At 48.5% G+C, this 22,975-nt stretch carries 25 protein-coding genes and 4 pseudogenes; 20 read left to right on the top strand and 9 right to left on the bottom strand.

Annotated features, from left to right (window positions below; all coding sequences use genetic code 11):
* Positions 1 to 200: 200 nt before the first annotated feature.
* The 4 genes from EDF88_RS25045 (at position 201) to EDF88_RS04675 (ending at position 2,773) form a co-directional block, all read left to right on the top strand.
* Positions 201 to 407 carry a VTT domain-containing protein gene (locus tag EDF88_RS25045; RefSeq protein WP_064518131.1) on the top strand — a complete coding sequence of 69 codons (207 nt, stop codon included), beginning with the start codon at positions 201 to 203 and terminating at the stop codon, positions 405 to 407.
* 371 nt (positions 408 to 778) lie between these two features.
* Positions 779 to 1,162, top strand: a complete 384-nt coding sequence (locus EDF88_RS04685; RefSeq protein WP_064518133.1) for a nuclear transport factor 2 family protein — start codon at positions 779 to 781, stop codon at positions 1,160 to 1,162.
* A gap of 151 nt (positions 1,163 to 1,313) precedes the next feature.
* A complete protein-coding gene (locus tag EDF88_RS04680; RefSeq protein WP_134183188.1) occupies positions 1,314 to 1,973 on the top strand; it encodes an SDR family oxidoreductase in 660 nt (219 codons plus the stop codon).
* Between the two features lie 209 nt (positions 1,974 to 2,182).
* Entirely contained in the window at positions 2,183 to 2,773 is a 591-nt protein-coding gene (locus EDF88_RS04675; RefSeq protein WP_064518137.1) for a flavin reductase family protein, read from the top strand.
* Positions 2,774 to 2,814: 41 nt separating this feature from the next.
* Here the strand turns inward: EDF88_RS04675 and EDF88_RS04670 are convergent, their stop codons facing one another.
* Positions 2,815 to 3,435 (bottom strand): TetR/AcrR family transcriptional regulator, encoded by a 621-nt coding sequence (locus EDF88_RS04670; protein WP_064518139.1) that lies wholly within the window; start codon positions 3,433 to 3,435, stop codon positions 2,815 to 2,817.
* Between the two features lie 603 nt (positions 3,436 to 4,038).
* On the opposite strand from EDF88_RS04670, the gene EDF88_RS04665 reads away from it, so the two are divergent.
* The 4 genes from EDF88_RS04665 to EDF88_RS24900 all read left to right on the top strand — a co-directional run bounded on the left by EDF88_RS04665 (position 4,039) and on the right by EDF88_RS24900 (position 6,637).
* Positions 4,039 to 5,181 carry an NADH-dependent flavin oxidoreductase gene (locus tag EDF88_RS04665; protein WP_064518141.1) on the top strand — a complete coding sequence of 381 codons (1,143 nt, stop codon included), beginning with the start codon at positions 4,039 to 4,041 and terminating at the stop codon, positions 5,179 to 5,181.
* A 15-nt stretch (positions 5,182 to 5,196) separates the two neighbouring features.
* Positions 5,197 to 5,418 carry a hypothetical protein gene (locus tag EDF88_RS04660; protein WP_243839577.1) on the top strand — a complete coding sequence of 74 codons (222 nt, stop codon included), beginning with the start codon at positions 5,197 to 5,199 and terminating at the stop codon, positions 5,416 to 5,418.
* Between the two features lie 387 nt (positions 5,419 to 5,805).
* Positions 5,806 to 6,423 (top strand): dTMP kinase, encoded by a 618-nt coding sequence (locus EDF88_RS04655; RefSeq protein WP_134183186.1) that lies wholly within the window; start codon positions 5,806 to 5,808, stop codon positions 6,421 to 6,423.
* Positions 6,424 to 6,454: 31 nt separating this feature from the next.
* Positions 6,455 to 6,637, top strand: coding sequence for a DUF6434 domain-containing protein (locus EDF88_RS24900; RefSeq protein ID WP_279586324.1), 183 nt, complete (start codon positions 6,455 to 6,457; stop codon positions 6,635 to 6,637).
* Positions 6,638 to 6,692: 55 nt separating this feature from the next.
* Here the strand turns inward: EDF88_RS24900 and EDF88_RS04645 are convergent, their stop codons facing one another.
* Positions 6,693 to 7,400, bottom strand: a complete 708-nt coding sequence (locus EDF88_RS04645) for an aldo/keto reductase (protein ID WP_134183184.1) — start codon at positions 7,398 to 7,400, stop codon at positions 6,693 to 6,695.
* A 228-nt stretch (positions 7,401 to 7,628) separates the two neighbouring features.
* On the opposite strand from EDF88_RS04645, the gene EDF88_RS04640 reads away from it, so the two are divergent.
* Complete coding sequence (locus EDF88_RS04640; protein ID WP_134183182.1) at positions 7,629 to 7,826, top strand: hypothetical protein; 198 nt, start codon at positions 7,629 to 7,631, stop codon at positions 7,824 to 7,826.
* Between the two features lies 1 nt (position 7,827).
* On the top strand, positions 7,828 to 8,598 hold the full coding sequence (locus EDF88_RS04635) for a hypothetical protein (RefSeq protein WP_134183180.1): 771 nt from the start codon (positions 7,828 to 7,830) through the stop codon (positions 8,596 to 8,598).
* 114 nt (positions 8,599 to 8,712) lie between these two features.
* On the opposite strand, the pseudogene EDF88_RS04630 reads toward EDF88_RS04635, so the two are convergent.
* Together EDF88_RS04630 and EDF88_RS04625 are read right to left on the bottom strand one after the other, a co-directional pair.
* Positions 8,713 to 9,135, bottom strand: a pseudogene (locus EDF88_RS04630) (manganese catalase family protein); the annotation flags it as partial.
* A 566-nt stretch (positions 9,136 to 9,701) separates the two neighbouring features.
* A complete protein-coding gene (locus EDF88_RS04625) occupies positions 9,702 to 9,950 on the bottom strand; it encodes a biofilm development regulator YmgB/AriR family protein (protein ID WP_064518154.1) in 249 nt (82 codons plus the stop codon).
* A 461-nt stretch (positions 9,951 to 10,411) separates the two neighbouring features.
* Here EDF88_RS04625 and EDF88_RS04620 point away from each other — a divergent pair, with 461 nt between their 5' ends.
* On the top strand, positions 10,412 to 10,636 hold the full coding sequence (locus EDF88_RS04620) for a hypothetical protein (RefSeq protein WP_064518156.1): 225 nt from the start codon (positions 10,412 to 10,414) through the stop codon (positions 10,634 to 10,636).
* A 191-nt stretch (positions 10,637 to 10,827) separates the two neighbouring features.
* On the opposite strand, the gene EDF88_RS04615 is transcribed toward EDF88_RS04620, so the two are convergent.
* The gene (locus tag EDF88_RS04615) at positions 10,828 to 11,571 is read right to left on the bottom strand and encodes a MerR family transcriptional regulator (protein ID WP_134183176.1); all 744 of its coding nucleotides are present in this window, start codon (positions 11,569 to 11,571) and stop codon (positions 10,828 to 10,830) included.
* 970 nt (positions 11,572 to 12,541) lie between these two features.
* Between EDF88_RS04615 and EDF88_RS04610 the strand changes: the two genes are divergently transcribed.
* Both EDF88_RS04610 and EDF88_RS04605 read left to right on the top strand, forming a co-directional pair.
* Positions 12,542 to 12,832, top strand: a complete 291-nt coding sequence (locus EDF88_RS04610; RefSeq protein ID WP_064518163.1) for a hypothetical protein — start codon at positions 12,542 to 12,544, stop codon at positions 12,830 to 12,832.
* A gap of 104 nt (positions 12,833 to 12,936) precedes the next feature.
* On the top strand, positions 12,937 to 13,146 hold the full coding sequence (locus EDF88_RS04605) for a CsbD family protein (protein WP_064518165.1): 210 nt from the start codon (positions 12,937 to 12,939) through the stop codon (positions 13,144 to 13,146).
* A gap of 263 nt (positions 13,147 to 13,409) precedes the next feature.
* Here EDF88_RS04605 and EDF88_RS04600 read toward each other — a convergent pair.
* Positions 13,410 to 14,168, bottom strand: a pseudogene (locus EDF88_RS04600) (LysR substrate-binding domain-containing protein); the annotation flags it as partial.
* Between the two features lie 99 nt (positions 14,169 to 14,267).
* Between EDF88_RS04600 and EDF88_RS04595 the strand changes: the two are divergent.
* Positions 14,268 to 14,642 (top strand): annotated as a pseudogene (locus tag EDF88_RS04595) (helix-turn-helix domain-containing protein); the annotation flags it as partial.
* Positions 14,643 to 14,654: 12 nt separating this feature from the next.
* On the opposite strand, the pseudogene EDF88_RS04590 reads toward EDF88_RS04595, so the two are convergent.
* Positions 14,655 to 14,978, bottom strand: a pseudogene (locus tag EDF88_RS04590) (transposase); the annotation flags it as partial.
* Between the two features lie 665 nt (positions 14,979 to 15,643).
* Here EDF88_RS04590 and EDF88_RS04585 point away from each other — a divergent pair.
* The 4 genes from EDF88_RS04585 (at position 15,644) to EDF88_RS04570 (ending at position 19,633) form a co-directional block, all read left to right on the top strand.
* The gene (locus EDF88_RS04585) at positions 15,644 to 16,195 is read left to right on the top strand and encodes an NAD(P)H nitroreductase (protein WP_134183172.1); all 552 of its coding nucleotides are present in this window, start codon (positions 15,644 to 15,646) and stop codon (positions 16,193 to 16,195) included.
* A 193-nt stretch (positions 16,196 to 16,388) separates the two neighbouring features.
* The gene (gene selD, locus EDF88_RS04580; protein WP_134183170.1) at positions 16,389 to 17,432 is read left to right on the top strand and encodes a selenide, water dikinase SelD; all 1,044 of its coding nucleotides are present in this window, start codon (positions 16,389 to 16,391) and stop codon (positions 17,430 to 17,432) included.
* A gap of 4 nt (positions 17,433 to 17,436) precedes the next feature.
* The gene (locus EDF88_RS04575) at positions 17,437 to 19,425 is read left to right on the top strand and encodes a DNA topoisomerase III (RefSeq protein WP_134183168.1); all 1,989 of its coding nucleotides are present in this window, start codon (positions 17,437 to 17,439) and stop codon (positions 19,423 to 19,425) included.
* Entirely contained in the window at positions 19,391 to 19,633 is a 243-nt protein-coding gene (locus EDF88_RS04570; protein ID WP_243839587.1) for a YnjH family protein, read from the top strand. The genes EDF88_RS04575 and EDF88_RS04570 overlap by 35 nt, the downstream gene beginning before the upstream one ends.
* Here the strand turns inward: EDF88_RS04570 and EDF88_RS04565 are convergent.
* Positions 19,593 to 20,009 carry a pyrimidine (deoxy)nucleoside triphosphate diphosphatase gene (locus EDF88_RS04565; protein WP_134183166.1) on the bottom strand — a complete coding sequence of 139 codons (417 nt, stop codon included), beginning with the start codon at positions 20,007 to 20,009 and terminating at the stop codon, positions 19,593 to 19,595. The two genes, EDF88_RS04570 and EDF88_RS04565, sit on opposite strands and share 41 nt — an antisense overlap.
* 70 nt (positions 20,010 to 20,079) lie before the next feature.
* Here EDF88_RS04565 and EDF88_RS04560 point away from each other — a divergent pair, with 70 nt between their 5' ends.
* Complete coding sequence (locus EDF88_RS04560) at positions 20,080 to 20,658, top strand: carboxymuconolactone decarboxylase family protein (RefSeq protein ID WP_064518175.1); 579 nt, start codon at positions 20,080 to 20,082, stop codon at positions 20,656 to 20,658.
* Positions 20,651 to 21,292 carry a CDP-alcohol phosphatidyltransferase family protein gene (locus EDF88_RS04555; RefSeq protein ID WP_134183164.1) on the top strand — a complete coding sequence of 214 codons (642 nt, stop codon included), beginning with the start codon at positions 20,651 to 20,653 and terminating at the stop codon, positions 21,290 to 21,292. Before EDF88_RS04560 ends, EDF88_RS04555 begins: the two co-directional genes overlap by 8 nt.
* Positions 21,293 to 21,602: 310 nt before the next feature.
* Here the strand turns inward: EDF88_RS04555 and EDF88_RS04550 are convergent, their stop codons facing one another.
* Complete coding sequence (locus tag EDF88_RS04550) at positions 21,603 to 22,898, bottom strand: rhodanese-like domain-containing protein (protein WP_134183162.1); 1,296 nt, start codon at positions 22,896 to 22,898, stop codon at positions 21,603 to 21,605.
* Positions 22,899 to 22,975 lie beyond the last annotated feature (77 nt).

The following is a 22,975-nucleotide window of genomic DNA, read 5'->3' as shown; positions in this document are numbered from 1 at the left end:
CTGACTGCTGACTGCTGACTGCTGACTGCTGACTGCTGACTGCTGACTGCTGACTGCTGACTGCTGACTGCTGACTGCTGACTGCTGACTGCTGATAGGGCAGTGATAAATGAATAACGCCTGGACAGGAACTGAATGGACCCAACAATTACAGAGGAACTGATCGCCAGGCTACAAGCGATGGGGTCACTCGGGCGGCTTTGTTTGCTGGTGTTTTTATTCTTGCCACGTTGTTGTTGTTTCCCGCTTCACCGCTGGCGATGTTGGCAGGATATTTGTACGGTCCGCTGAGCGGTTTGTTGGCAACTTCCATTGCCGGACTGATTTCGGCGGTGCTGGCTTTTCTGATTAGCCGTTATCTGGCAGGAGCACGCATTAAAGCACGGTCAATGCACTACCCAGGATAAAGGCCATCAATACAGTCATCTCTGATGACGGATTTCGGGTGGTGTTCCTGCTCCGTCTGGTATCGATTCTGCCCTTCGTCCCTCTCAGTTATCTACTGGGAATGAGCCGTATCAGTACCCGCCAGTACCTTCTGGCTACATGGGCCGGTCTGTTGCCGGGCACTGTTTTATACGTATTTATTGGCTCACTGGTTTCAGAGGTCAGTCAACTCTCAGAGAGCGGGGAAACTGTCTCTCACATTACTTAGGCTCTGACCATTGCAGGAGGAATTGTGGTCATTATTTCACTGACAATGATTGCCCGTCGTGCGCGCAGGGCCCTTAATCAAAAAGCAACCCGTTAAGCATCATTCAGATGCGAGGATTTAAGCATGACCAAACCAATATATGTACAGGAATACAACGCGATCGTTAAGGTACTGAATCAGTATAATGAAGGTGGCAAACAGGCTGACAGCAGTATCATGAAACCGGCTTTCAGCAACGAAGCAACCATTTACGGCGTTGACGGTGACGGCAAACTGACCGGTGGGCCTATCCAGGGATTGTTTGACGTCATTGACTCAGCCTTCCTCCCATCGCCTGAAGCACAGGGAGTTATCGTAAACATCGATATTGTGGGTACCGCTGCCAGTGCGCGTATTGATACTAACGATATCTCTGGTTTCTGCTTTACCGACTTTTTCAATCTGCTCAAGGTCGATGGCAAATGGATCGTGTTCAGCAAAATCTATCACACTCATGTTGCCCCCTGATTAACTGAACGTTGGGGTATGCTCCCCTGATGCCTTGTCCTATAGCCTCGACCCAGAAATGACAGGCATCGCTTTTATTGTTCCGTCGTCAGCCATCCTGCGAAGAACTGTGGCCTGAGACGAACAATTATCCTTCATTACAGGTACGAATATGAAAAAGGTATTTATCATCGGTGGTGCCGGAAAAGTAGGGCGCCGGCTGGCACAGAAGCTGTCTGAGCAGGGAAATCAACCCCGTTCACTCTATCGCCATCCGGAACAGGAAGAGCCGCTGCGCGCGCTCGGTGCCATTCCCGTCATGGGAAGCCTGCTTGAACTTGATGCTCAGGGACTCGCTGCCCTGTTTAGCGGTAGCGATATCGTGGTCTTTACGGCTGGTGCTGGCGGTAAAGGTGGCCAGGACATGACCCGAGCTATCGACGGTCACGGTCTGGAGCTGGCCGTTGAGGCTGCAAAACTAGCTGGGATCAAAAGATTCATCCTGGTGTCGGCGTTCCCTGAATCCTTCCGCGCGAAAGGTATGCCGGAATCATTTGAGAATTACATGTCCGTCAAGAAACTTGCTGATGTGTATCTGGCAGAAACCGATCTTGACTGGGTGATCCTCCGTCCTGGCACACTGCTTGATGAACCGGGTCAGGGTAAAGTTCGTGCCGGTCTTGCGATTCCCTACGGTGACGTTTCACGTGATGACTTGGCTTGGACACTGGCTGAAATCATCAACCGTCCGGCCATCAGCCGGGTCATCATTGAGCTGACCGCGGGTAATGAAGCTATCAGCACAGCTGTTATGCACATGGAAAAGCCCTGATACAGGAAGAGTTATGATGAAACTGATTGTGCTGGGTGCCCCATCCCAGGCTGTCAGTACCTGTTATCGACTTCAGGTACTTACCTGATTGTGGGGACTTCTGGAAAGCGGATGCCACGCTGGATCCTGTTCCGGGTAAGAACGTGGTGCAGTCGGAGCAGATGCTCTGAGGTCTCTGGCTGATGTTAATTTTGAAAAAGGAATGAACTATGGCAACGGTAACTATTACCCCAGTTGAATTATCAAAGGCATTTCGCCTGATAAACCACGGACCGACGACGCTGGTATCGGCCCGATATGACGGTGTGGATAATGTGATGGCGGCATCATGGGTTTGCGCCCTGGATTATGCCCCGCCAAAGCTGACCGTGGTGCTGGACAAGATGGCTCGTACGCGCGAGCTTATTGAAAAAAGCGGACAATTTGTTATTCAGGTTCCGACTGTTGCACAGATAGCGCTGACACACCATGCAGGAACCCACAGCCTCCACACCGATCCGGAAAAAATGGCTCATCATGGCATTCGGGTGTTTGAAATGCCCGGTACGGATATGCCTTTTATTGAAGGCTGTGCTGGATGGCTTGCCTGCAAGGTTATCCAGGAGCCGCATAATCAAAGCACTTATGATCTGTTTATCGGAGAAATCACGGGAGCCTGGGCGGATTCGCGAATCTTCAGCAACGGCCACTGGAAGTTTGATTCCGCTGATCCAGCATGGCGAAGCCTGCACTACATTGCAGGTGGACAGTTTTATGCCACCGGTGAGGGTATGACTATTGGTGGTCAGGAAATGCCATGATTAACCCGCCTATGCGGGGCGGGATCAAAGTGCCGGATGTCTTAAAATCGCGGCAGGAGCCGAACGGCTTGGGCTGAGATGCGCTTTAGTTCAGCCTGCGAGATACCATCCTGAGCGGGTATGGACATGCCTTCCAGCAGTGTATTCAACGTCAGGGCAAGACCATCCACATCCGTATCAGACGGCAAATGACCAGCTTGCTTACCAGCCTCCAGGCGTTCCCTGAAGTAAATCCTGCCTTCCTCTCTCAATGCCTTAACCGCATCGTAGACATCTTTCGAATCCGGTGAAACGTTGATGGCCGCCAGAACAACCAGGCAGCCACAGGGCGCCTCCTGACTCGTGAGAATAACGGCGGCTTCTTCAAAAAAGTTATGGATAGCGTCATATACGTTTTCTTCCTGACGCATTCTTTCCCATGGCTCATCCCAGAACGTTCTTTCGTAATAATTCACCGCCTCCATAAACAGCTGCGCCTTACTGCCAAAGGCCGCGTACAAGCTGGGCGGATTAATATCCATCACTCGGCAAAGTTCGCCGACAGAAGCTGGTTCATATCCGCATCGCCAGAAAACACCCAATGCGCGAACCAGGGCCTTGTCCCGGTCAAAATTACGGGGGCGTCCTCTTCGTGAGGGGGGACTTTGCGTCGAATCTGTCATATTCCTGCCTGATGAATAAAGTAAAACTGATGGCTCACTATACAAGATTTTGAGGTCATGTGTCGTCGGTAGGCCGTGGTTACCCCGCCCATTCAGTCCCCCTCATTCAGCGAGGTGAAGGCGCGCAGCCTGTTATAACCGGTCAGGATCATTTGACGCAGCAGCGCCTCATTTTCAACTTTATCCCGTCTCAGTACATAGTGATGACTGTTGAATTGTATCGATCACTACATAATAGTGTCATTAAGTAGTAAGTGCTACACAAAATATGGGATTTTGTCACTGAGTTAAACCATGATGCATCAGATGTTATCCACCGACGGGCTCCCGTCAAAAGGGCGTCCTCGCGGCTATTAATGTTTCCTCATCCGCTCCGCAGGTAACCCGCTGATAAAAAGCGATAGCTAAAACACCAATTACAAAAACAGCAAAAATGTTCAGAGAGAGAAAAATATGCTTGCCTTTTTATGTAGTGATCGATATAAATATAATAATATTTAGTGGTCGTTACATAAATATGGCGTAAGACACTTTTTGTCGCAGCGTACGTTTTAGCATTTAAGACATAAACATTACGTCGAGAAAAATGACACAGGAAACAGAATGAACCCGAAATTTGCACCTTTATTTGAACCCTATGCCCTTAATAATGGCGTCATCATTAAAAACCGTTTTACCGTTGCGCCAATGACACATTTTGCCTCGCATGAAGACGGCAGCATGAGTGATGAAGAGCGTAACTTTCTGACCAATCGCTTTGACGGCTTTGGCCTTTTTATCGCTGCAGCAACTCTGGTGTCCCCGGAAGGAAAAGCGTTTGTCGGCCAACCAGAAGCTATTGGTGAGAAAGATTTACCCAGCCTGCGTGAAGTCGTCCGAATTGCTAAAAATCAGGGCGCCACAGTTATTCTTCAGATCCACCACGGTGGTCATCTGAGCATCCCTGAATTGCTAAACGGCCGGGATATGGTGGCTCCTTCAGCAGATGAGAAATCGGGAGCCAGGGCTCTGACCCACAAGGAAATTCGCGATCTGATTACAGCCTTTGCCAATGCGGCGCATTTGGCCATTCAGGCAGGGTTTGATGGCGTTGAGATACACGGAGCCAATAACTATCTGATCCAGCAGTTTGTATCAGGAGAAAGCAACCGCCGTACCGATGAATGGGGTGGTACAATTGACCAGCGTCTGCGTTTCCCGCTAGCCATTGTTGATGCCGTTATGGACGTGAAGAAAAAGTATGCCAGCGAAAAATTTATCGTCGGTTACCGCTTCTCTCCGGAAGAACCGGGTACGCAGGGTCTGACGATGGAAGACACCTTTGCCCTGATTGATGCACTGGTACAGAAACCACTGCAGTATCTGCACGTTTCACTGTGGGACTTCTACAAGAATGCTCGTCGCGGTGCAGATACCTCGCTGACCCGTATGCAGCTATTGCACGAACGTATTAACGGCAAACTGCCACTGATTGGTGTCGGTAACCTCTTTACTGCAGACCAGATCCTCGAAGCCAACCTGACGGGGTGGGCAGAATTTATTGCGCTAGGTAAAACCGTAATGATGAACCCAGACCTTATCAGCCTGATCACGTCAGGTCAGGAAGACCGTATTGTGACGGCTATCGATCCGCATAAGGAAGACCGTTACCGCATTCCGGATAATCTATGGAACCAGAATATGCAGCGTCTTTCTTACCTGCCTCCGGTAAAAGATGACGCGAACTGGCAGTCGCCGGATATTTGATCCACAGAGCAATAAATGCCGTTCTTATGCTGTTCTCTTACTGTGATTCCGGGCGTTATCAATACGGGCTGGGCTGATAAAGTCAGTGATCCTGAAGGTCGTAAGGCCGATCAGGAACTGAACAAGTTTGCTATCAGTTCTGAAGATGATGCCAATGCTGTTATTTATGCGCTGAACCAGCCGGATAACGTCACAGTAAACGATCTGATTATTTCTCCTACCCTACAGAACTGGTGACAATTCTGCATTATCAATGCGTTATAGAAAATGCCCTAGTTTACCGAAAGGTAGAAAATGTCAGGACATTTTTTTGTACTACCTGAAGTGCAGGGGTAATCCGAATGTAGATATCCAGATATAAAAAAACAGTCGCTTTTGATAATTACTATTGTTTAGATATTTGCCACTGTACCTCCGCTCCTCGCTCAGAGCGGACGTTTTCCAACTACCACTCCGGAGAAAATGGAAACCGTCATTCTTGCTGCACTTGAAGTCTAAGTGTTCCAGTCATTCGAACCTATCACATTAAAACGAAGGGTTAGTCAGCGGTTCATACGAAGGAAATGAGATGTTTTTGCCAGATGCAAGCTTTACAAAAACCGTATATCAATCGTCATTTGAAGAATGAATCGTCAATTTTTTGTTTCTCTGGATGGGCCCAAGGGGGCCGGTAAAACCACATTGCTGGAGGCCATTACGAAAGTACTCAGGGCAGACAACAAGAAGGTCATCCGGCTTTGCGAGAAAAAAAGCGATCCTTACAGGGGCGAAACAATGGCCCTGGTTAACAAGCTCGCCAGAAATCCCACTCTGGATTTGGAACGGGAGGTTTGTGTGCGCCTTGCAGATAGCCGTGCCTGGATTTCCAGGCATGTGCTGACTAAACAGCCAGTGGACTGCATTATCCTGATGGATCGCTGGTATCCGTCGGATGCCGCGTTTCGCCGGATGATTCCTTTTGCAGAGATTTTACAGCTTAACATTGAACGAAACGTGCGAACGCCAGACCTGCATGTCGGGGTGGTGACTGCACCTGACATTTCATGGGCGAGGGCCGCGTCCCGATCGCGTGGGCTGGGTAGTACGGTGATTTCTAAGCTGGAAGAGCATGTCGTTTGTACCGCCGCGTTCGAGCGAGAAATTGCCAATCATGACTGGATTTTATGCCGTAATGAAGGAACGATCGAAGACGCAACGATGCAGGTAATTTCTGAGATCTACAAAGTGCCCGGATGCCCATAGGCATCGTCTTTTCCCTACGCATCCCATTTATTTGACAGGTATTACGCTTGTGGATAAGCGTTACAGGAATAAAAAAAATGTCCGGCGTTTTCTGACTGAGCAGTGCGGGGTAGACTTTTGGTTCGAAAGTGATTTTATGGCCTGGGTACGTAATGAGGTGCCTAAAACTCTGGCCGATGTGGCTGATGAGTGGAAGCGCAGGCAGTCACCATAACGCTGATATTTTAAATTCTGAGTCCTCGATGCCAAGGACTCAGTTCACAAGATCCTTAGTTCATTCCGTTCAGCTTTTCCATCACTTCATCAGATAAATTCAGCCGTGCGCTGGCCAGATTCTCCTGCAAATGTTCCGGCGATGACGTGCCGGGGATCAGCAAAATATTCGGTGAACGTCTGAGCAACCAGGCCAGCGCCACCTGCATCGGTGTGGCTTGTAAGTCAGCGGCTATTTCATCGAGTTGCGTTGATTGTAGTGGGGAAAATCCGCCCAGCGGGAAGAAGGGCACGCAGGCAATTGGTGTCAGTTTCTGCGCGTCCTCCACCTGTTTTACCGTGACATTACTCAGGCCAATGTGACGAACCAGTCCACGTTCTTTCAGCTTAATCATCGCCTCCAGCTGCGGTTCTAGGGATCCTTCTTTCGGCTGATGAATATCCAGCATACTGCGCAGATTCACCACTTCCATCACCTCAAGCCCCAGATTGCACAGGTTGTCTTCCACCGCGCTGACCAGTTCCTGCGGCGTGAATGCCGTTAACCAGCCACCTTTTTCATCACGACGAGCACCGACTTTGGTGACGATGCACAGATTGTCAGCGTAAGGATGCAGGGCTTTTTTGATCAGCTTATTGGTTTCATGCGGACCGTAGAAATCGCTGGTATCAATATGATTCACACCGCTCGCCACGGCATCACGCAATACCTGAATGGCGCGGGCTTCATCTTTTACCGGACCAAAAACACCCGGACCCGCCATCTATTGAAAGCATGCACCCGTCATTTGGAGGGGTGTTTTGTTAAAGTAAACGAACGGCTATCTCTTCTTTGTTGCGCTTCACAACACCTCCAACTGCTCAGCCAGCTGTCTGGTCGCTGCCACATGGCAGCAGCGTGAATGAAAGTTGAGGATTTTCAGTATTACCTTAAGGCAACACCATCATTAATAAACCAGACTTATCCTTTATCTTAATAAGGACGTCTCGTTATGCACCATTTTTTTATGTCGATTTTCTCAAGCCCGGAGTCGTTATTACAGGTCATCAGTCATCAGGAAATTATTGAAGCTCTGGAGGATGGTGACCGGATTATTATTGACCAGGATGGTTACGCCTCGGTTAATTTCAAAAGCAAAGAGGTACGACAAGATTTTCTGCGTCATGTTAACGCCCTGAAGAGGGCATAACATGGGAACGGCAATATTCATGGTGCTAATGGTTTGCGGTTACTGGTACACCAGTCGCGACCTGTCTACTCGCTTTAAAATCAAGCGCTCCTTCGGCTGGGATGTCTATTTTCTTGTCGCGCTGTATGGCTGTATTTTCGTCCTGCAGGGCGTACTCGCAACCGGTCTAATCTGGTTGCTATTGCTAGGCTTGTCAGTGGGCGTTAATACTTTCCACCTTGCACCTCAGAACTATGCCAACTGGCAAATTGAGTTTATGAACTGGAGCTTTCTCGGCATTCAGGCTCCGGTCGTCATTATGCTGGCATTTGCCATACTATTTTGTCTCTATCGTTCTAACTGGGCTGGGAGCGCCAGACTGGATGGTGACGGCAGGAAAAAGCTGTATAAGCGCTTGGCGCAGTCGAGCGGTATCGAACAACTTCTGTATCAGTGTATGGAAGAAGGTGAGCTGGCGCTGGTGACCCTTAAGTCGAGGCGGATCTATGTCGGGATGATACATACGGCGACTCTGGAGTATGAAAAGACGGCAAATATCGTGCTCATCCCGATGCTGAGCGGCTATCGAGATGGTGAGAAAATGAATTTATGTATCGAGCATAATTACAGTAAGTGGTATGCCGAACATGACATTACTCTTGATTCAGAGCCCAGGAGTGCAATGGAATTCAGAAGGGTGATTATGCTGAGTCAAATTGAGAGTCTTTCACTGTTTGATCCGGCCAGTGCGAGTGCGCTGGCAATGGAGCAGCATCCTGAGAAAATAGACTGAGCCAGTTTCCAGGCCAGGATACAAACCCTTTCACGGCATTTATGTTTTGATGAGTGGAGGAGAAAGTTTGGTCTGTGCAGATTTAAGGGATGGCGGCCATAGGGCCGCCCGATATTATTTTTTAGCTGATTTGGCTTTGCCGGATTTCTTCAGCGCGGCTGATTCAATTTCAACCGGAGGTACCTTGCCAAGGTCAGTCCCGGTAACCGGATTTACCCCAGGGTCAGAGGCCGTACGATTTGCCAGTTTTTCCAGATTCGCGTTCTGGGTTGCGGATAACGTGACACTAGCCGTGCCATCTCCGCCATCAACAGCCGGTTCAGGCTGCGCTACATAGGTGAAGTTCTCGTCTGAATTCCAGCTGCCGCGGACATCGTTTCCTTCGGACATGTTGTAATAAACCATCGCGTATTTCTCTACTGGAGGGAGTTTTCCTGGTGGGAAATTGTTGCTGATAGCGTACAGCGCTTTTTCAAAAGACATCTGATGTGCCACTTCACGCGTCATCGTTATGTCGGCTGCAATGGCGTCAATAATTTCCTTATCTGCGCAGTAAATATCAGATAGCTCATGAATAAATAAATACTCAAATGAACTTTTGTTTATCTCTGGCATGTTTCCCTATAAAGATTGAAAAATGTGATTCATCTTGCCTTTGCGGTGTTTAAGCCTGGCACAACTTTGCGGGTGGTGAATTAGCTAAAGTCTGTTAGCGTCCGGCGAGAAATTCTTTCTACTTTTTGGGTAAATATTGACTTCAATGTAAGTGATTGAATTTTATTGATATTAAAAATTACAGTAAAAAACATGAAACTTTTATTCAGTAAAAAAGAATAGTCTGAAAGTGCCATTTAACTGGTTTGTGGCAGTTAAAGGAAAATCATTTTGTTAAAGTTAACACGCGGGTTTCCATATTATTGATGCCAGGAAAGAGTAACCAAAATTATTTTCTTGGTGGAGTGGTGAGATTTTTTATTGATGGCTGAATCAATGTCAGACCAGCTATAACGTTGCTGGTCTATTTTTTGATTTTTCTTTCAGGTTTAATTACTCAAAAATCATATAAAATATGCTAATGGGAGCTTACTGCCTGAGTAAGATTATTAAAGATCATCCGGGGTTCTGCGTAGCAAGCTTTCCAGAACATTTCTAAAAATGTCTTTTTGCACATCACATTTTTCTGTTTCCAGAAGTTCAATGAGTTTAATTATAATGTCTTTATTGGTTACCAGGGCTTTGGATGACATGAGCTGTTGAGTAATGGTTCTCAACGCGATATGTTCATTTTCATATGGAGCGGGTATTTCTAACTGAGGAGAAGCGGGCTTAAAGTCTGTCTGGGGTAATATCATTCATTTCTCTAAAATAGTGTTGCAGTAATAAATATCTGAATTGTTTCGATGCAGCCATTTCAAGGTAGTTTAAAAACAAGTAATTTACAAGTTGTTAACTTTATTTATTTTTCAAGCGTACTTTTCTTACCCGACAATTTCCACTGAACATTTTGACGAAAACTCACGTTGATAGATTAATGAATGTGATGTATTTCAATTGTTACGTTTCTACATATCTGTTCATTCTTGTCTGTTTAAAATAATTCCTGACGTTTTTGAGCAGTGATTTCAGATGGTCTGTAATTATGTTGAATTGAGAGGAGGTGCCAACCAGAATATTATTGAATAAGATTATTCCTGGTTATCTGTTTAATTTTATTATTCTGCAGAATGAGACAGGAAAAATATTTTATTTTTAGCTGTTGTACAATTTGCACTATGGCAACTACATTTATTACTCACTTAACAAAAGAGAGTTGATGTTCCAGATGGCCGATATGATGCATGATCACGTGGTTCACTGTATTCCAGAGCGATTTCTAGCTAATTCAGTGCTGCTGATTTCTGTTAAACAGGAATTGTTGATCAAAAACCAAGTGGTAACCCGCGACAGTCTTAAAATGGCGCTCGTAAATAAAATGAAGCGTGAGCCTAATGTTATTCTTGCTGATCTCTACAAGCAAATAATTGGCTATTACAGCTGAAAATTTATTTAACTTTTCCTCCGAGGTAGCGTAAATCTTATTTCATTAAGAATTTATTTCTCATTGATTTATGTTATCACGTGCGCAAGGCTATTCTGAGCCTACCAAATTACCTGGTAAACTATTCCCCTGTTACATCAAACCTGACGTAAAGTGCTTCCACCGTGCGTGAAATATTTCACGCACGGTGGTCAACTGGTTAAGTCTGGGTTGTGATGGAAAATTGAGTAACCCTGTTCACGCCAGTATTCCAACTGTTCTTTCTGACGAGAGGTAATCAGTTTACCGGCCCATACAAATATATGGTGACCAGGGAAGAATTCGGGGCGAGGTAATTCCACGGGTTCAGCGAGTAAATCTATATGCCACCCCTGAGTGGAAAGGCGCCATGCTTCAAGCCACAAACGTGTACGGTCGGGATCATCCCAACTTATCAGAAGGGCAGGTTTTCCCTTTCGTTTACGGGATAAAATCAGCTGGTTTGCAACATATTCAATCAATGCTCCATCGAGCAGTCCACAAATGTTTCGCACCGTATTTTGTTCGAAGCCAAGCCGTTGACGAACGGGGGTGTAGACGTGATCAATCAGAGTTGCAGCATTAAATTGCTGGCTGTATTCCACAATTTTGAAACGTAGATCATCCGGGCGCACACACCTTAAAATAGTGATCAACTCTTCCTGTTGTGTTATCCAGCCTTTATCTACAGCACCCTGATTTGTATCAAGAATGGCCTTTACCTTACTTACCGATATCCCTGATTTTATCCAGCGTTGAATTTCTTCAATACGCTGAATATCTGCTTCATCAAACTGACGGTGCCCGCCTTCACTGCGCAGGGGTTTTAGCAATCCATATCTGCGTTGCCAGGCGCGCAAAGTCACTGGGTTAATTCCGCACTTATCTGCCACATCACCGATACTGTAAGAAGCCATAAGTCCCCCTTAAACTGATGCAGTCCTTGTTAAATATTTCCAAAAACATTGTACAACTTAGTCGAGACTGTACAACATTAATTTAATCTTATTCCTATATGTACAAAAAACCAGATGGGGTGAGGAAGAAGAACATCAATCTTTGAGAGTGCTTTGCTACCACAGTGGTATCATGTTCATTCCTCATATTTTCAATGGTATAGGAGTTTTTTTGAGTTTCCCGTAGTCGGAGAAAGTGCTCCGCCAGGACCAGTACCAGGCCAATGAAATCAAGTATTGGGAATTCAATAGCGGCAGGAGGAAGTTAAGCTCACAACGTAATGGTGTACAGTTTTTAAAAATTCAAAATCAACATAACTAGTTGATATTTAATTTAATTGTTTTTTGTGTGATATTGATTTTAAAAAATTGTACAACTTTTTCTGTACAAAATGAGCATGTGCATTTAACTTTAACCAAAACTTAACTACTTGCAGCACAAGAGAAGCTTATATGCAACAGGGCGCTTACAATCCTTCCATCAATTCATCCGTGGCAGACTTTATGTCTGCAGTGAGTGAGCCATCCGAGCAGGAGGCGATGGGTAAGGTGGTCAGGGATCTTCTTAATGATGGCCAGCGGTTGAGCCGGAGAACACTGTGCACCAGGCTGTTAAGTCAACTAGACCGGGCTTCGTGTAAAAAAGAACAAGCTATCTATCAGACTCTGGTTGGTTATCTTTTTGTTCGCTAATGGATTAATAACGAATCAAATACTCAAATGATGACATCTGAACTTTTATGCATTGTCTGAGAGGAAGGGAAATAGATTCTAGCATGACGCAAAAAATGTAACTAGCTCGGCCCTGGGGAAATCTATATCTGATTATAAGTTGTTTACGCGGCCTAATATAAAAACGTCTGTATAACAGATGCCAGTCGGCACAGCATTTTGATGATAAACAAAATTTTAATTTCAACCGGAGTCCATTATGATTCAGACATTATCAGATAATTTACATCATCTGCCTTCAGGGACTCGGGATATAGTCAAGGTCATTGAGGCTGGTTTATTAGATCAGCATGGTTACATTGCAGAACAGGATGTGGTATTCGAATTACTGTCATGGATGGAAAAAAATGAACACAGCATCCTGCGTGAAATATATGCTCAGGCGTTAGAGTACGTAATCAGTAAGGATTATGTGCCTTCTCAGCAGGATGTTACAGTTCATACAGAATATAACCACAGCGCTGCAACTGATATTATCGTCCAGGAATAATCTATATTTCAGGCTTCATACAGCAATTTCTCGATTCATGTCTAAAATTAAGAGTATCACCCAATACCATTCATGCCGCTACGGTGGTAATAAGGAGTCACTTCATGAACGAAGATCGTATCAGTGGAAACTGGAAGCAATTTAAGGGCAAAGTGAAAGAAAAGTGGGGGCAGTTGACCGACGATGATCTGGATGTGGTTGAGGGCAAGCGTGAACAACTGGCTGGCCGTATTCAGGAACGCTATGGTTATAATAAAGACCAGGCCGAGAAAGAGCTTAAAACCTGGGAAGATGATAATCGCTATAAGTGGTAATCTTCTCTGCGGCAGCCTGAACGGGCTGCCGTAAGCATTACCTGTTAACTCCCTCTGATTAAATCTGCAGTATTCTTGAAGCGGGTTCTTGTCTGCAACACTCTTATATTATCTGAATGACCATAAAGCCTCGGTATGCTTTAACTCTTCTCTTTAAATTATCCCCAGCATTATTTGAACCGATATACCTTAGCGCGTGCAATAACAAACGGGTAGTTTTTCGCTGAGAGACAATGACACTCCAGGCGAAAGGGCTTTGGTGATTAACTATCCGTTCCGGCAAGCTCTACTGGCCAGGCAATTGGCTGACGACTTCCTGGTTGGCTCAGGGTTCGTTGAGGCCATGCAAGAAAATTGGGCTTACTGTGCGGAAGACTGAGCTCATCCACGATGACAAGCGTCCCGGATGCGAGTTCATTGGCAATCAAATTCCGCTGGCCAAGTATCACCCCCGCACCTGCAACAGCGGCATGCAGTGCCAGTAAAGTGAGATTGAAGATAAAGGAGGGTTGCGGTTCCGGTTCTTCTATCTCTTTAGCCTGAAACCAGTCACGCCAGTTGGGTAGAAAACGCCGCTCATTCACCCATTCGAGATGAATCAGCGGCGCCTTGCTTAACAGTTTCCGCCCCTGATAACACGCAATCAGCTCCGGGCTAGGTACAGGTAGCACCTCATCGTGAAATAAAAACTTCTTTTCCAGTTGGGCGTAGCGTTCTTCACCAAAACAGATGACAAAATCGGCATGCATGGTGTTGAAATCAAACTGCGCGTGAGTGCCGTGTAACGCCAGGTCAACATCTGGGGTGCAGGCACGCCAGTTGTGTAGCTCGGACAGTAGCCATTTGGTTGCCAGTGAAGGCAACGTGTAGAGCATTAATCGGGGTGCCGCAGCGGCATGGCGACTGTTTTGCTGACCCAGCAGTAAAATATCAAAAGTTTCAGTGACATAGCGTAGATACTCTTTTCCAGTTTCGGTCAGCATCACTCCGTTTGGAGTGCGGACAAAAAGAGTGCTGCCTAAATAGCTGCGCGGAATAGTAGATCCCTTAAAGGGAACTTAGCCCGGACTGTGCGATCTGATCAATCGCCAAATATCCCACCTCACCAACCGGACTGAACGATGCCGATCATAGTACCCATATCCCGTTTCGAACGACGCCTGATGCAGAAAACTATCCATTAAACGCGTGACAAGAACCATGCCCGCAGACTGACCGCCATGCTGAAGTTACACAGGGGAGACAGAGTCAGCGATGTCGCCAGAACACTCTGCTGTGCCCGTTCATCCATCGGTCGCTGGATTAACTGATTTACGCTGTCGGGTGTCGAAGGTCTGAAATCCTTACCCGCCGGGCGCGCCCGGCGCTGGCCATTTGAGCATATATGCACATTGTTACGTGAACTGATAAAGCGCTCTCCTGCTGATTTTGGCTATCAGCGTTCACGCTGGAGTACTGAGCTTCTGCCAATAAAGATCAATGAGATAACCGGGGGCTGATTACATGCCGGTACCCCGATGTGAGAACCACTCCAGTGGCTGAGGATAATACTGTTTAAGCGTGTTGATTATCCGGTTCACAAAGCGTCGTTTATCTTCAACCAACTGACGACGTTGCTCAACCAGTTGCTGGAGCAACCGGATATCCGCATTGTCGGGTTCAATAGCTTTTACCTTCTGGTGTAACTCGGTAATCCAGACATCAAGCGCTTCTGCCGTATGTTCAATCACATCGAATACGCGTTCGCCGTTTTTAAACTGAACACAGACATCGTGTTTTTTATCAGCCCAGTCCAGACCAACGTGCACAGCAAAATGATTAGTCACAGTCATCACCAACTCCTTTCATCGGGGATTGGTATGCATTCCACGCTCTTCGAAAGAAATATAGTCCGCAGTTTATCTGCATGCCCTGAGTATTCGTTAGCGAACGTGGAGCACCTACTTGGCTCGAAAGAAAAGCGGCGATCATCACGTGATCCTCGCTCAATATTCGTAACCAGTAAACGCATACCCTGAATCACTTCAAAGTGTAATTCTCAGGGACCGAATGACTATCGTTCGCTCATAGCAGACCTGATGACCACCCACCCTGTCCGCTGCGTGCCAACAGCGGACGTTCCGTGGTTCTAGAAATGCTCTCATGTCGTGGCCAAATTTTGTCGGCCACTTCACATGATGTTTTAAAAGGAACTTGTCCGCAGGTTTGTATGACTCAGTGGGGTTATTCGTATATACATGATTTGACCGTTACGCCGTCAGCATTGACTACATCTACAGGGTCTGTCTTGAGTAAGTAAATGGTGGTGCACGTCGATGTAGTAATTTTCCTACAGAATAATCCGACCTGCATTTGAGCCTGTCACTTTATGTCAGCTTATGGGTAATTTTTATGTCAATTTATTGGTATATATACCACGGTAATTAATTGATTATTGACACATGCCTATGTCAACTTATGGGTAAAGCAACATTAAAATCATTGCAGGAGTTATCAAATGGATGCACTTGAACTGCTTCTTAACCGCCGCAGCGCCTCCCGTCTGGCAGAGCCAGCACCGGCCGGTGATGTTCTGGAAAATATTATCCGTGCGGGTATGCGTGCACCTGACCATGGCACATTACAACCATGGCGCTTTATCGTTATTGAAGGCGAAGGTCGTGAACGCTTTAGTAAAGTGATGGAACAGGCTGCAATTGCTGAAGAGCAAGACGAGAAGGGCATCGAGAAAGCACGCACCGCGCCGTTCCGTGCTCCGATGATTATCGCAGTTGTCGCACATTGTGATGACAACCACAAAGTTCCGGTCTGGGAACAGGTTGTCTCTGCGGGTTGTGCGGTAATGGCAATGCAAATGGCTGCTGTAGCGCAGGGTTTCAATGGGATCTGGCGTACTGGCATCTGGACTGAAAGCGAAGCCGTGCGCGACGCACTAAACTGCCGTGAGCAAGATGAAGTGGTCGGTTTCCTGTATCTGGGAACGCCACAACTCAAAGCCTCTACTACCGTTAGCGTGCCGGATATCACTGCGTTTGTGAGCAAATTCTAAGCAAACAAACAAAAGCTGTCTGGATTGTGACCAGGAATGGCGCAATTCAGACATGCAGTCTTACTACTGAACGATTTGAGCGCTACCATGTACACTCAATTTTTGTTTATACCCTAAATAATTCGAGTTGCGCGCGGCTGTAGTCAACGCACCAGCAGCTTGAAGTATGACGGGTAGTGACCAGGAGTCGTCCATGAGTGAGCCAACCGTTCGTTTGACGCAGTACAGCCACGGAGCTGGTTGCGGCTGCAAAATTTCTCCGAAAGTCCTGCAAACTATTCTGCATTCCGAGCAGGCTAAATTTGTCGACCCTAACTTGCTGGTTGGCAACGAAACCAGTGATGACGCTGCGGTTTACGATCTCGGCAACGGCACTTGTGTCATCAGCACCACCGACTTCTTTATGCCGATTGTCGACGATCCGTTCGACTTTGGGCGCATTGCCGCCACCAACGCGATTAGCGACATTTACGCGATGGGCGGCAAACCGATTATGGCTATCGCTATTCTCGGCTGGCCGATTAACACCCTCGCACCAGAAATTGCCCGCAAAGTGATTGAAGGCGGGCGTTTTGTTTGCCAACAGGCGGGTATTTCCCTGGCGGGCGGCCACTCCATTGATGCGCCAGAGCCTATCTTTGGCCTTGCTGTTACCGGCATCGTACCAACCGACCGCGTGAAGAAAAACAGCTCAGCCACCGCAGGCTGCAAACTGTTCCTCACCAAGCCACTCGGCATTGGCGTGTTGACCACTGCTGAGAAAAAATCCCTGCTAAAACCTGAGCATTATGGCCTCGCCGCAGAAGTGATGTGCCAGCTGAATAAGCCGGGTGCCGAATTTGCCGACATCGAAGGCGTTACCGCCATGACCGATGTCACCGGCTTTGGCCTGCTGGGTCACCTCAGCGAAATGTGCCAGGGTGCGTGCGTTCAGGCCGAAGTGTGGTTCGATAAAGTCCCTAAACTGCCGGATGTCGAAGATTACATCGCGCAGGGCTGTGTGCCTGGTGGTACTTCGCGCAACTTCGCAAGCTACGGCTCTCTGATGGGCGAGATGACCCAGGCACAGCGTGATTTATTGTGCGACCCGCAAACTTCCGGCGGCTTGCTGTTAGCTGTTGAGGCAGATGCTGAAGCGGCGGTTGCCACCGTTGCCGAAAGAAATGGCATCAAACTGACGGCTATTGGTGAGCTAAAAGAAGCTCGTGCAGGTCGCCCGATGATTGAGATTCGTTAATCGGATGCGTCTGTTCATTGCCGAAAAACCCAGCCTTGCTCGTGCTATTGCTGATGTGCTTCCTAAACCCCATCGCCGGGGTGATGGGTTCATTGAGTGTGGAAACGGGCAGGTCGTGACCTGGTGTATCGGTCACTTGCTGGAACAGGCTCAGCCAGATGCATACGATGCGCGTTACGCCCGCTGGAACCTTGCCGATTTGCCGATTGTGCCGGAGAAGTGGCGCTTGCAGCCGCGTCCTTCAGTCACCAAACAGCTTAACGCCATCAAAAAATTACTCGTCCAGGCTGACGAAGTGGTTCATGCAGGTGACCCCGATCGCGAAGGGCAGTTGCTGGTGGATGAAGTTCTCGACTACCTCGAACTGGAACCAGAAAAGCGTCAGCAGGTTCAACGCTGCCTGATTAACGATCTCAACCCGCAAGCCGTTGAGCGAGCCATTAGCCGCCTACGAGCGAACAGCGAATTTATACCTTTGTGTGTTTCCGCGCTTGCCCGTGCACGTGCCGACTGGCTTTACGGCATCAACATGACTCGTGCTTACACCATTCTTGGCCGTAATGCCGGTTATCAGGGCGTGCTTTCGGTCGGCCGTGTGCAAACGCCAGTGCTTGGGCTGGTGGTGCGTCGCGATGAAGAAATTGAGAATTTCATTGCGAAAGATTTCTTTGAAGTAAAAGCGCATATCGTCACGCCAAAAGATGAACGTTTTGTCGCAACATGGATCCCCAGCGAGTCTTGCGAACCGTATCAAGATGAAGAAGGGCGTTTGCTGCACCGCCCGCTGGCTGAACACGTGGTCAACCGTATCGGCGGGCAACCCGCCATCGTCACTGCGTATAATGATAAACGGGAATCAGAAGTCGCCCCGTTGCCATTTTCGCTCTCGAGTCTACAAATCGAGGCAGCAAAGCGTTTTGGGCTAAGTGCGCAGACCGTGCTGGATATCTGCCAGAAACTCTACGAAACGCACAAACTGATTACCTACCCGCGCTCGGATAGCCGCTACTTACCGGATGAACATTTTGCCGGGCGTCACGCAGTACTGAATGCGATTAGTGTGCATCAGCCCGATCTATTCCCGCAGCCTGCGCTGAATACCGATCTGCGTAACCGCTGTTGGGACGATAAAAAAGTTGATGCCCACCACGCGATTATCCCGACGGCGCGCAGCTCCAAAATTTCGCTTTCTGAAAATGAAGCTAAAGTTTACAACCTGGTCGCCCGACAATACTTAATGCAGTTCTGTGCCGATGCGGTGTTCCGCAAATGCACCATCGATCTCGACATTGCTGGCGGCAAGTTTAACGCCAAAGCCCGCTTCCTGGCTGAAGCCGGCTGGCGCACATTGCTTGGCAGCAAAGAGCGTGATGAAGAGAACGACGGTACGCCATTGCCGGTGGTCGCAAAAGGTGATGAGTTGCTGTGTGAAAAAGGCGAGGTGAATGAACGCCAGACCCAACCACCGCGCCACTTCACTGATGCGACACTGCTGTCAGCGATGACCGGGATTGCGCGTTTTGTGCAGGATAAAGATCTGAAAAAGATCCTTCGCGCCACAGACGGACTGGGCACTGAAGCGACCCGCGCCGGGATCATCGAGCTTTTGTTTAAGCGAACCTTCCTGGTGAAGAAAGGGCGCTATATACATTCATCGGATGCCGGACGTGCGTTAATTCACTCGCTCCCGGAACTGGCCGCAAGGCCGGATATGACGGCGCAATGGGAATCGACGCTGACGCAAATCAGTGAAAAGCAGTGCCGTTACCAGGACTTTATGCAGCCGTTGGTGCAAACGCTTTATGAGTTGATTCATCAGGCACGCGCCAAACCTGTACATCATGCTTTCAAAGGCGTTAAAGCGCCTGACGAGCAGAAAAAACCGCGCAAGCAATGGGCAAAAAAAGAGGGAAGTAATGATGCGACTAAAAAGCCTGCTCGCCGCCGCCGCGGTGCTGATGGTGAGCCTACCGGGGATGGCGCAGCGTCTTGATCCGCAGGTAGATATTTCAGTGCCGCCGGAAGTGTTCAGCTCCCAAGGGCAACGCGCAGCACCCTGTAACCAATGCTGTATCTACCAGGATCAAAACTATTCTGAAGGGGCGGTGGTGAAAGCGGATGGTGGCGTTTTGCTGCAATGCCAACGCGATGAAAAAACGCTTAGCACGAACCCTTTAGTATGGCGTCGCGTAAAGACATAAACGCCTCAAGTAATGGAATATCTGCCGGGGCAAGGTCGTAATCAAACGCCTCGGCAGGTAAACACCACGCCAGTTCACTGTGGCAAAGCGCTTTCATTTCACCGTGAAATTGCGCCACATGCCAGGCATGAAGATGAATAATTCGGCCCGACACTTCACGCTGATGGCTCGCCACGTAATCGCCTACTGTTGCATAAATCGCTAACTCTTCAGCCAGCTCCCTCACCAGTGCTTCCGGCTGCGATTCTGTCCCATCGACTTTGCCACCAGGAAACTCCCATAAACCTGCCTGATCGCCACTTTCCGGGCGACACGCGAGCAAAATTTTGCCGTTCTGCTCGATAATAGCGGCAACAACATCAATGGTTTTCATCATACCAATCCATTCTTTATGCGTGGGCGTGGCATAATACGCGCCACCCACGCTTATCTAAAGATCTTCCAGAATGATGACAAAAAAGAGTTCGCCCTGGATTGCGCCGTTAACGTCACTTCCCGCAAGTTTACGGCCCATTACTTCCATGCAAGAAAAACACTTTGGCGCGGTGCTTAACCCCACGCGTTGGTGGGGGCGGTTGCCATATCTGTTCTGGCTGGTGGCGTTGTTCGTGGGTTTCCTTGAAAGACGACGTGCGAAAATTGACCCGGTGGTGCGCTCGCTGGTGATGACGCGTGTTTCCCAACAATGTTGCTGCGATTTTTGTATCGACGCCAACAGTCTGCGACTTGCTGAGCGCAGCGGTTCGATGGATAAAGTGCTGGCGGTGGCGAACTGGCGTGAAGAGACACTGTTCTCAGCTAAAGAACAAGCGGCCCTGGCTTATGCGGAGGCGATGACGGCGACGCCACCGCAAATCAGTGATGCGCTGAAAGATGAGCTGAAAACCCATTTTGACGACAAAGCGATAACCGAATTGACCGCGCTGATTGCCTTTCAGAACCTTTCCGCACGCTTTAACGCCGCGCTGGACATTCCGGCACAAGGGTTATGTGTGAGCGAACCGGGGAAAAAACCGAATGTTTGATAGCTACCTTCACCCGCGCATTAAACCGCTCCTCGAGCGAGTGGCTGTCGCACTGGATAAACCCTCCATTTCGCCTGACGGAATCACCCTGGTGGGTTTCGCCGTGGGTGTGCTTGCATTACCGTTTCTCGCATTGCAATGGTATGGCGCAGCGCTGGTGGCTATTGTCCTGAACCGCCTGTTTGATGGTTTAGATGGTGCACTGGCACGGCGGCGCGGGCTGACAGACGCGGGTGGTTTTCTCGATATCTCGCTGGATTTTCTGTTTTACGCGCTGGTGCCGTTTGGTTTTATCCTTGCCGACCCCATGCAAAACGCGCTGGCGGGCGGATGGTTGTTGTTTGCGTTTATCGGCACCGGCAGTAGTTTCCTGGCTTTTGCGGCGGTGGCGCAAAAGCATCAGCTTGATAACCCAGGCTATGCGCACAAATCGTTTTACTATCTCGGTGGATTGACCGAGGGCACAGAGACAATTGCGTTATTTGTGTTGAGCTGCCTGTTTCCACAGTGGTTTGTCTGGTTCGCATGGGTGTTTGGGGCGCTGTGCTGGATGACGACGTTCACGCGGGTGTGGAGTGGGTATGAGACGTTGAGGATAGTTTCCTGCCGATCCGGAGAAGATTCAGTTCACTAAACGTTCAGTGTCCCCTGTGCTTACCGAAACGGTGAACGTATCAAGGGTGCTACCGCTGTACTGAAGCGCAGCACCCTTGATAATCCCGGCTCCCGGCGATTAAATCGCTGCTTCGCAGTAAACCTCCATTTTTCCTTTCAGTCCCATGGTCGGTTGTGACTCGCTCCTGGCGATCACAACCTCTTGCCGTTCCCGACGGCTCGACCCGGCCTTACAGTCAAAACGGAGGCGATTTATGCCGGACTCAAAGGTCAACGTCAAAAGCTAAGGTCAAAATCCGAACCGGTTTTGACCTTGTTCCCGCTATATATTACAGCGGCTTCCGCTCCCCACTCACAACCGGGTTCTTCGGATTACTACTCCACTCATACCAGCCGCCGTCGTACACACCCACATTCTGCCAACCCATCGCACGGGCATACATGAAGGTTTCAGACGCACGCCAGCCGGTACCACAATAAAATGCGACATGCTGATCCGGGGTAATATTCCAGCTTTTCCACATCGCCGCGATGTCGTCAGCAGAACGCATTGTGCCATCAGGATTGTGGAAATCTTCCATATGCGTGGAGTCAGAACCGGCATGACCCCAACGAGCGCCTGCAATCTCACCTTTTGGCTTGATGTAGCTATAGCCGCTGGTGGCGCCGATAAACTCAGGCCATGAACGAATACTGACCAGTGACGCATCTTTACGGCCCAACAGCCCACGAGCCTGCTCTGTATCAAGCATCAGCTGTGGCTGGCCTGGGAATGGCGCACCAAAGTCTGCCGCAGGTTTAACATCACCCGGTAAACCGCGTTCCACAGGCAATTTGGCATCGGACCAGCTCTGCCAGCCGCCATCAAGTAAACGTACATCTTTAACACCTGCATACAGCAGAATTTGTGCGACGCGTGCCGCAGCGTAGACATCACGCCCGTACATCACCACGGTGGTGTCATGGCGAATTCCGTGTTTGGCTAACAACGCCTTGAGCTTGTCGTCGGATACTTTATTCCACAACGGCTCACTTTCGATATCGTTGGTATCGATGTAATCAGCACCTGGAATATGGCTCAGCAAATACTGCTTAGGCGCCCCCCAGGCGGCTTCGATAATTTTCACTTCGCCTGCAGGCTGTGCCGCAACAGGTTTATTCTGCATCAGGTTATGTAACCACTGCGGGTAAACAAGCTGCTCGAAGTGAGCCATTTTCTGCAAGCGCGCAGGCTGCTGCAAAGCATCGGAGAGCAGGGCGATATGTGTGTAGCCCAGATTAGTCAGGCGCTCTTTAACTGCTTTTGTTTCAGCGCCTTGACCATACAGCGCAATCAGGCTGTCTGGTGCAATAGCGTGCTGTTTTGCCCACTCTTGCAGCTGCTCATCATTCATCATGCCCAACCAGCTGGCAGATAAATTCAGTGCAGCAGGTTCATGCCCACCCACACCGTGAACGGTTTGTGGCCAGCCGTTATAAAAAGCACTTGGACGTGTATCAATAACCACGCCTTTTTGCGCCTGAATATTGGAGAAAGTCATCTGAGAAGGCTGACCTGCTGCGAAAGCCATGTGCGCCAACCCGGATAACATCAAGGCGGCGGTTAGTTGAGAAACACGTTTCATCTTATAACCTGAAAAGAAGAGAAAAAAAGAGCCGCTATTCTTGCCGAATAACGGCGGCTATTCTTTGCGATAACGCA

The organism is Buttiauxella sp. BIGb0552 (assembly GCF_004366275.1).
GTDB classification, from domain to species: domain Bacteria; phylum Pseudomonadota; class Gammaproteobacteria; order Enterobacterales; family Enterobacteriaceae; genus Buttiauxella; species Buttiauxella gaviniae.
The sequence above is the reverse complement of the archived record's forward strand: the minus strand, read 5'-3'. Positions and strand labels throughout refer to the sequence as shown.

Bases quoted from the DNA above. Each gene is read 5' to 3' on its own strand.
- EDF88_RS04685 (WP_064518133.1), top strand. From the start codon at position 779: ATGACCAAACCAATATATGTACAGGAATACAACGCGATCGTTAAGGTA.
- EDF88_RS04680 (WP_134183188.1), top strand. From the start codon at position 1,314: ATGAAAAAGGTATTTATCATCGGTGGTGCCGGAAAAGTAGGGCGCCGG.
- EDF88_RS04675 (WP_064518137.1), top strand. From the start codon at position 2,183: ATGGCAACGGTAACTATTACCCCAGTTGAATTATCAAAGGCATTTCGC.
- EDF88_RS04670 (WP_064518139.1), bottom strand. From the start codon at position 3,435: ATGACAGATTCGACGCAAAGTCCCCCCTCACGAAGAGGACGCCCCCGT.
- EDF88_RS04665 (WP_064518141.1), top strand. From the start codon at position 4,039: ATGAACCCGAAATTTGCACCTTTATTTGAACCCTATGCCCTTAATAAT.
- EDF88_RS04660 (WP_243839577.1), top strand. From the start codon at position 5,197: ATGCCGTTCTTATGCTGTTCTCTTACTGTGATTCCGGGCGTTATCAAT.
- EDF88_RS04655 (WP_134183186.1), top strand. From the start codon at position 5,806: ATGAATCGTCAATTTTTTGTTTCTCTGGATGGGCCCAAGGGGGCCGGT.
- EDF88_RS04645 (WP_134183184.1), bottom strand. From the start codon at position 7,400: ATGGCGGGTCCGGGTGTTTTTGGTCCGGTAAAAGATGAAGCCCGCGCC.
- EDF88_RS04640 (WP_134183182.1), top strand. From the start codon at position 7,629: ATGCACCATTTTTTTATGTCGATTTTCTCAAGCCCGGAGTCGTTATTA.
- EDF88_RS04635 (WP_134183180.1), top strand. From the start codon at position 7,828: ATGGGAACGGCAATATTCATGGTGCTAATGGTTTGCGGTTACTGGTAC.
- EDF88_RS04625 (WP_064518154.1), bottom strand. From the start codon at position 9,950: ATGATATTACCCCAGACAGACTTTAAGCCCGCTTCTCCTCAGTTAGAA.
- EDF88_RS04620 (WP_064518156.1), top strand. From the start codon at position 10,412: ATGTTCCAGATGGCCGATATGATGCATGATCACGTGGTTCACTGTATT.
- EDF88_RS04615 (WP_134183176.1), bottom strand. From the start codon at position 11,571: ATGGCTTCTTACAGTATCGGTGATGTGGCAGATAAGTGCGGAATTAAC.
- EDF88_RS04610 (WP_064518163.1), top strand. From the start codon at position 12,542: ATGATTCAGACATTATCAGATAATTTACATCATCTGCCTTCAGGGACT.
- EDF88_RS04605 (WP_064518165.1), top strand. From the start codon at position 12,937: ATGAACGAAGATCGTATCAGTGGAAACTGGAAGCAATTTAAGGGCAAA.
- EDF88_RS04585 (WP_134183172.1), top strand. From the start codon at position 15,644: ATGGATGCACTTGAACTGCTTCTTAACCGCCGCAGCGCCTCCCGTCTG.
- selD (WP_134183170.1), top strand. From the start codon at position 16,389: ATGAGTGAGCCAACCGTTCGTTTGACGCAGTACAGCCACGGAGCTGGT.
- EDF88_RS04575 (WP_134183168.1), top strand. From the start codon at position 17,437: ATGCGTCTGTTCATTGCCGAAAAACCCAGCCTTGCTCGTGCTATTGCT.
- EDF88_RS04570 (WP_243839587.1), top strand. From the start codon at position 19,391: ATGGTGAGCCTACCGGGGATGGCGCAGCGTCTTGATCCGCAGGTAGAT.
- EDF88_RS04565 (WP_134183166.1), bottom strand. From the start codon at position 20,009: ATGATGAAAACCATTGATGTTGTTGCCGCTATTATCGAGCAGAACGGC.
- EDF88_RS04560 (WP_064518175.1), top strand. From the start codon at position 20,080: ATGATGACAAAAAAGAGTTCGCCCTGGATTGCGCCGTTAACGTCACTT.
- EDF88_RS04555 (WP_134183164.1), top strand. From the start codon at position 20,651: ATGTTTGATAGCTACCTTCACCCGCGCATTAAACCGCTCCTCGAGCGA.
- EDF88_RS04550 (WP_134183162.1), bottom strand. From the start codon at position 22,898: ATGAAACGTGTTTCTCAACTAACCGCCGCCTTGATGTTATCCGGGTTG.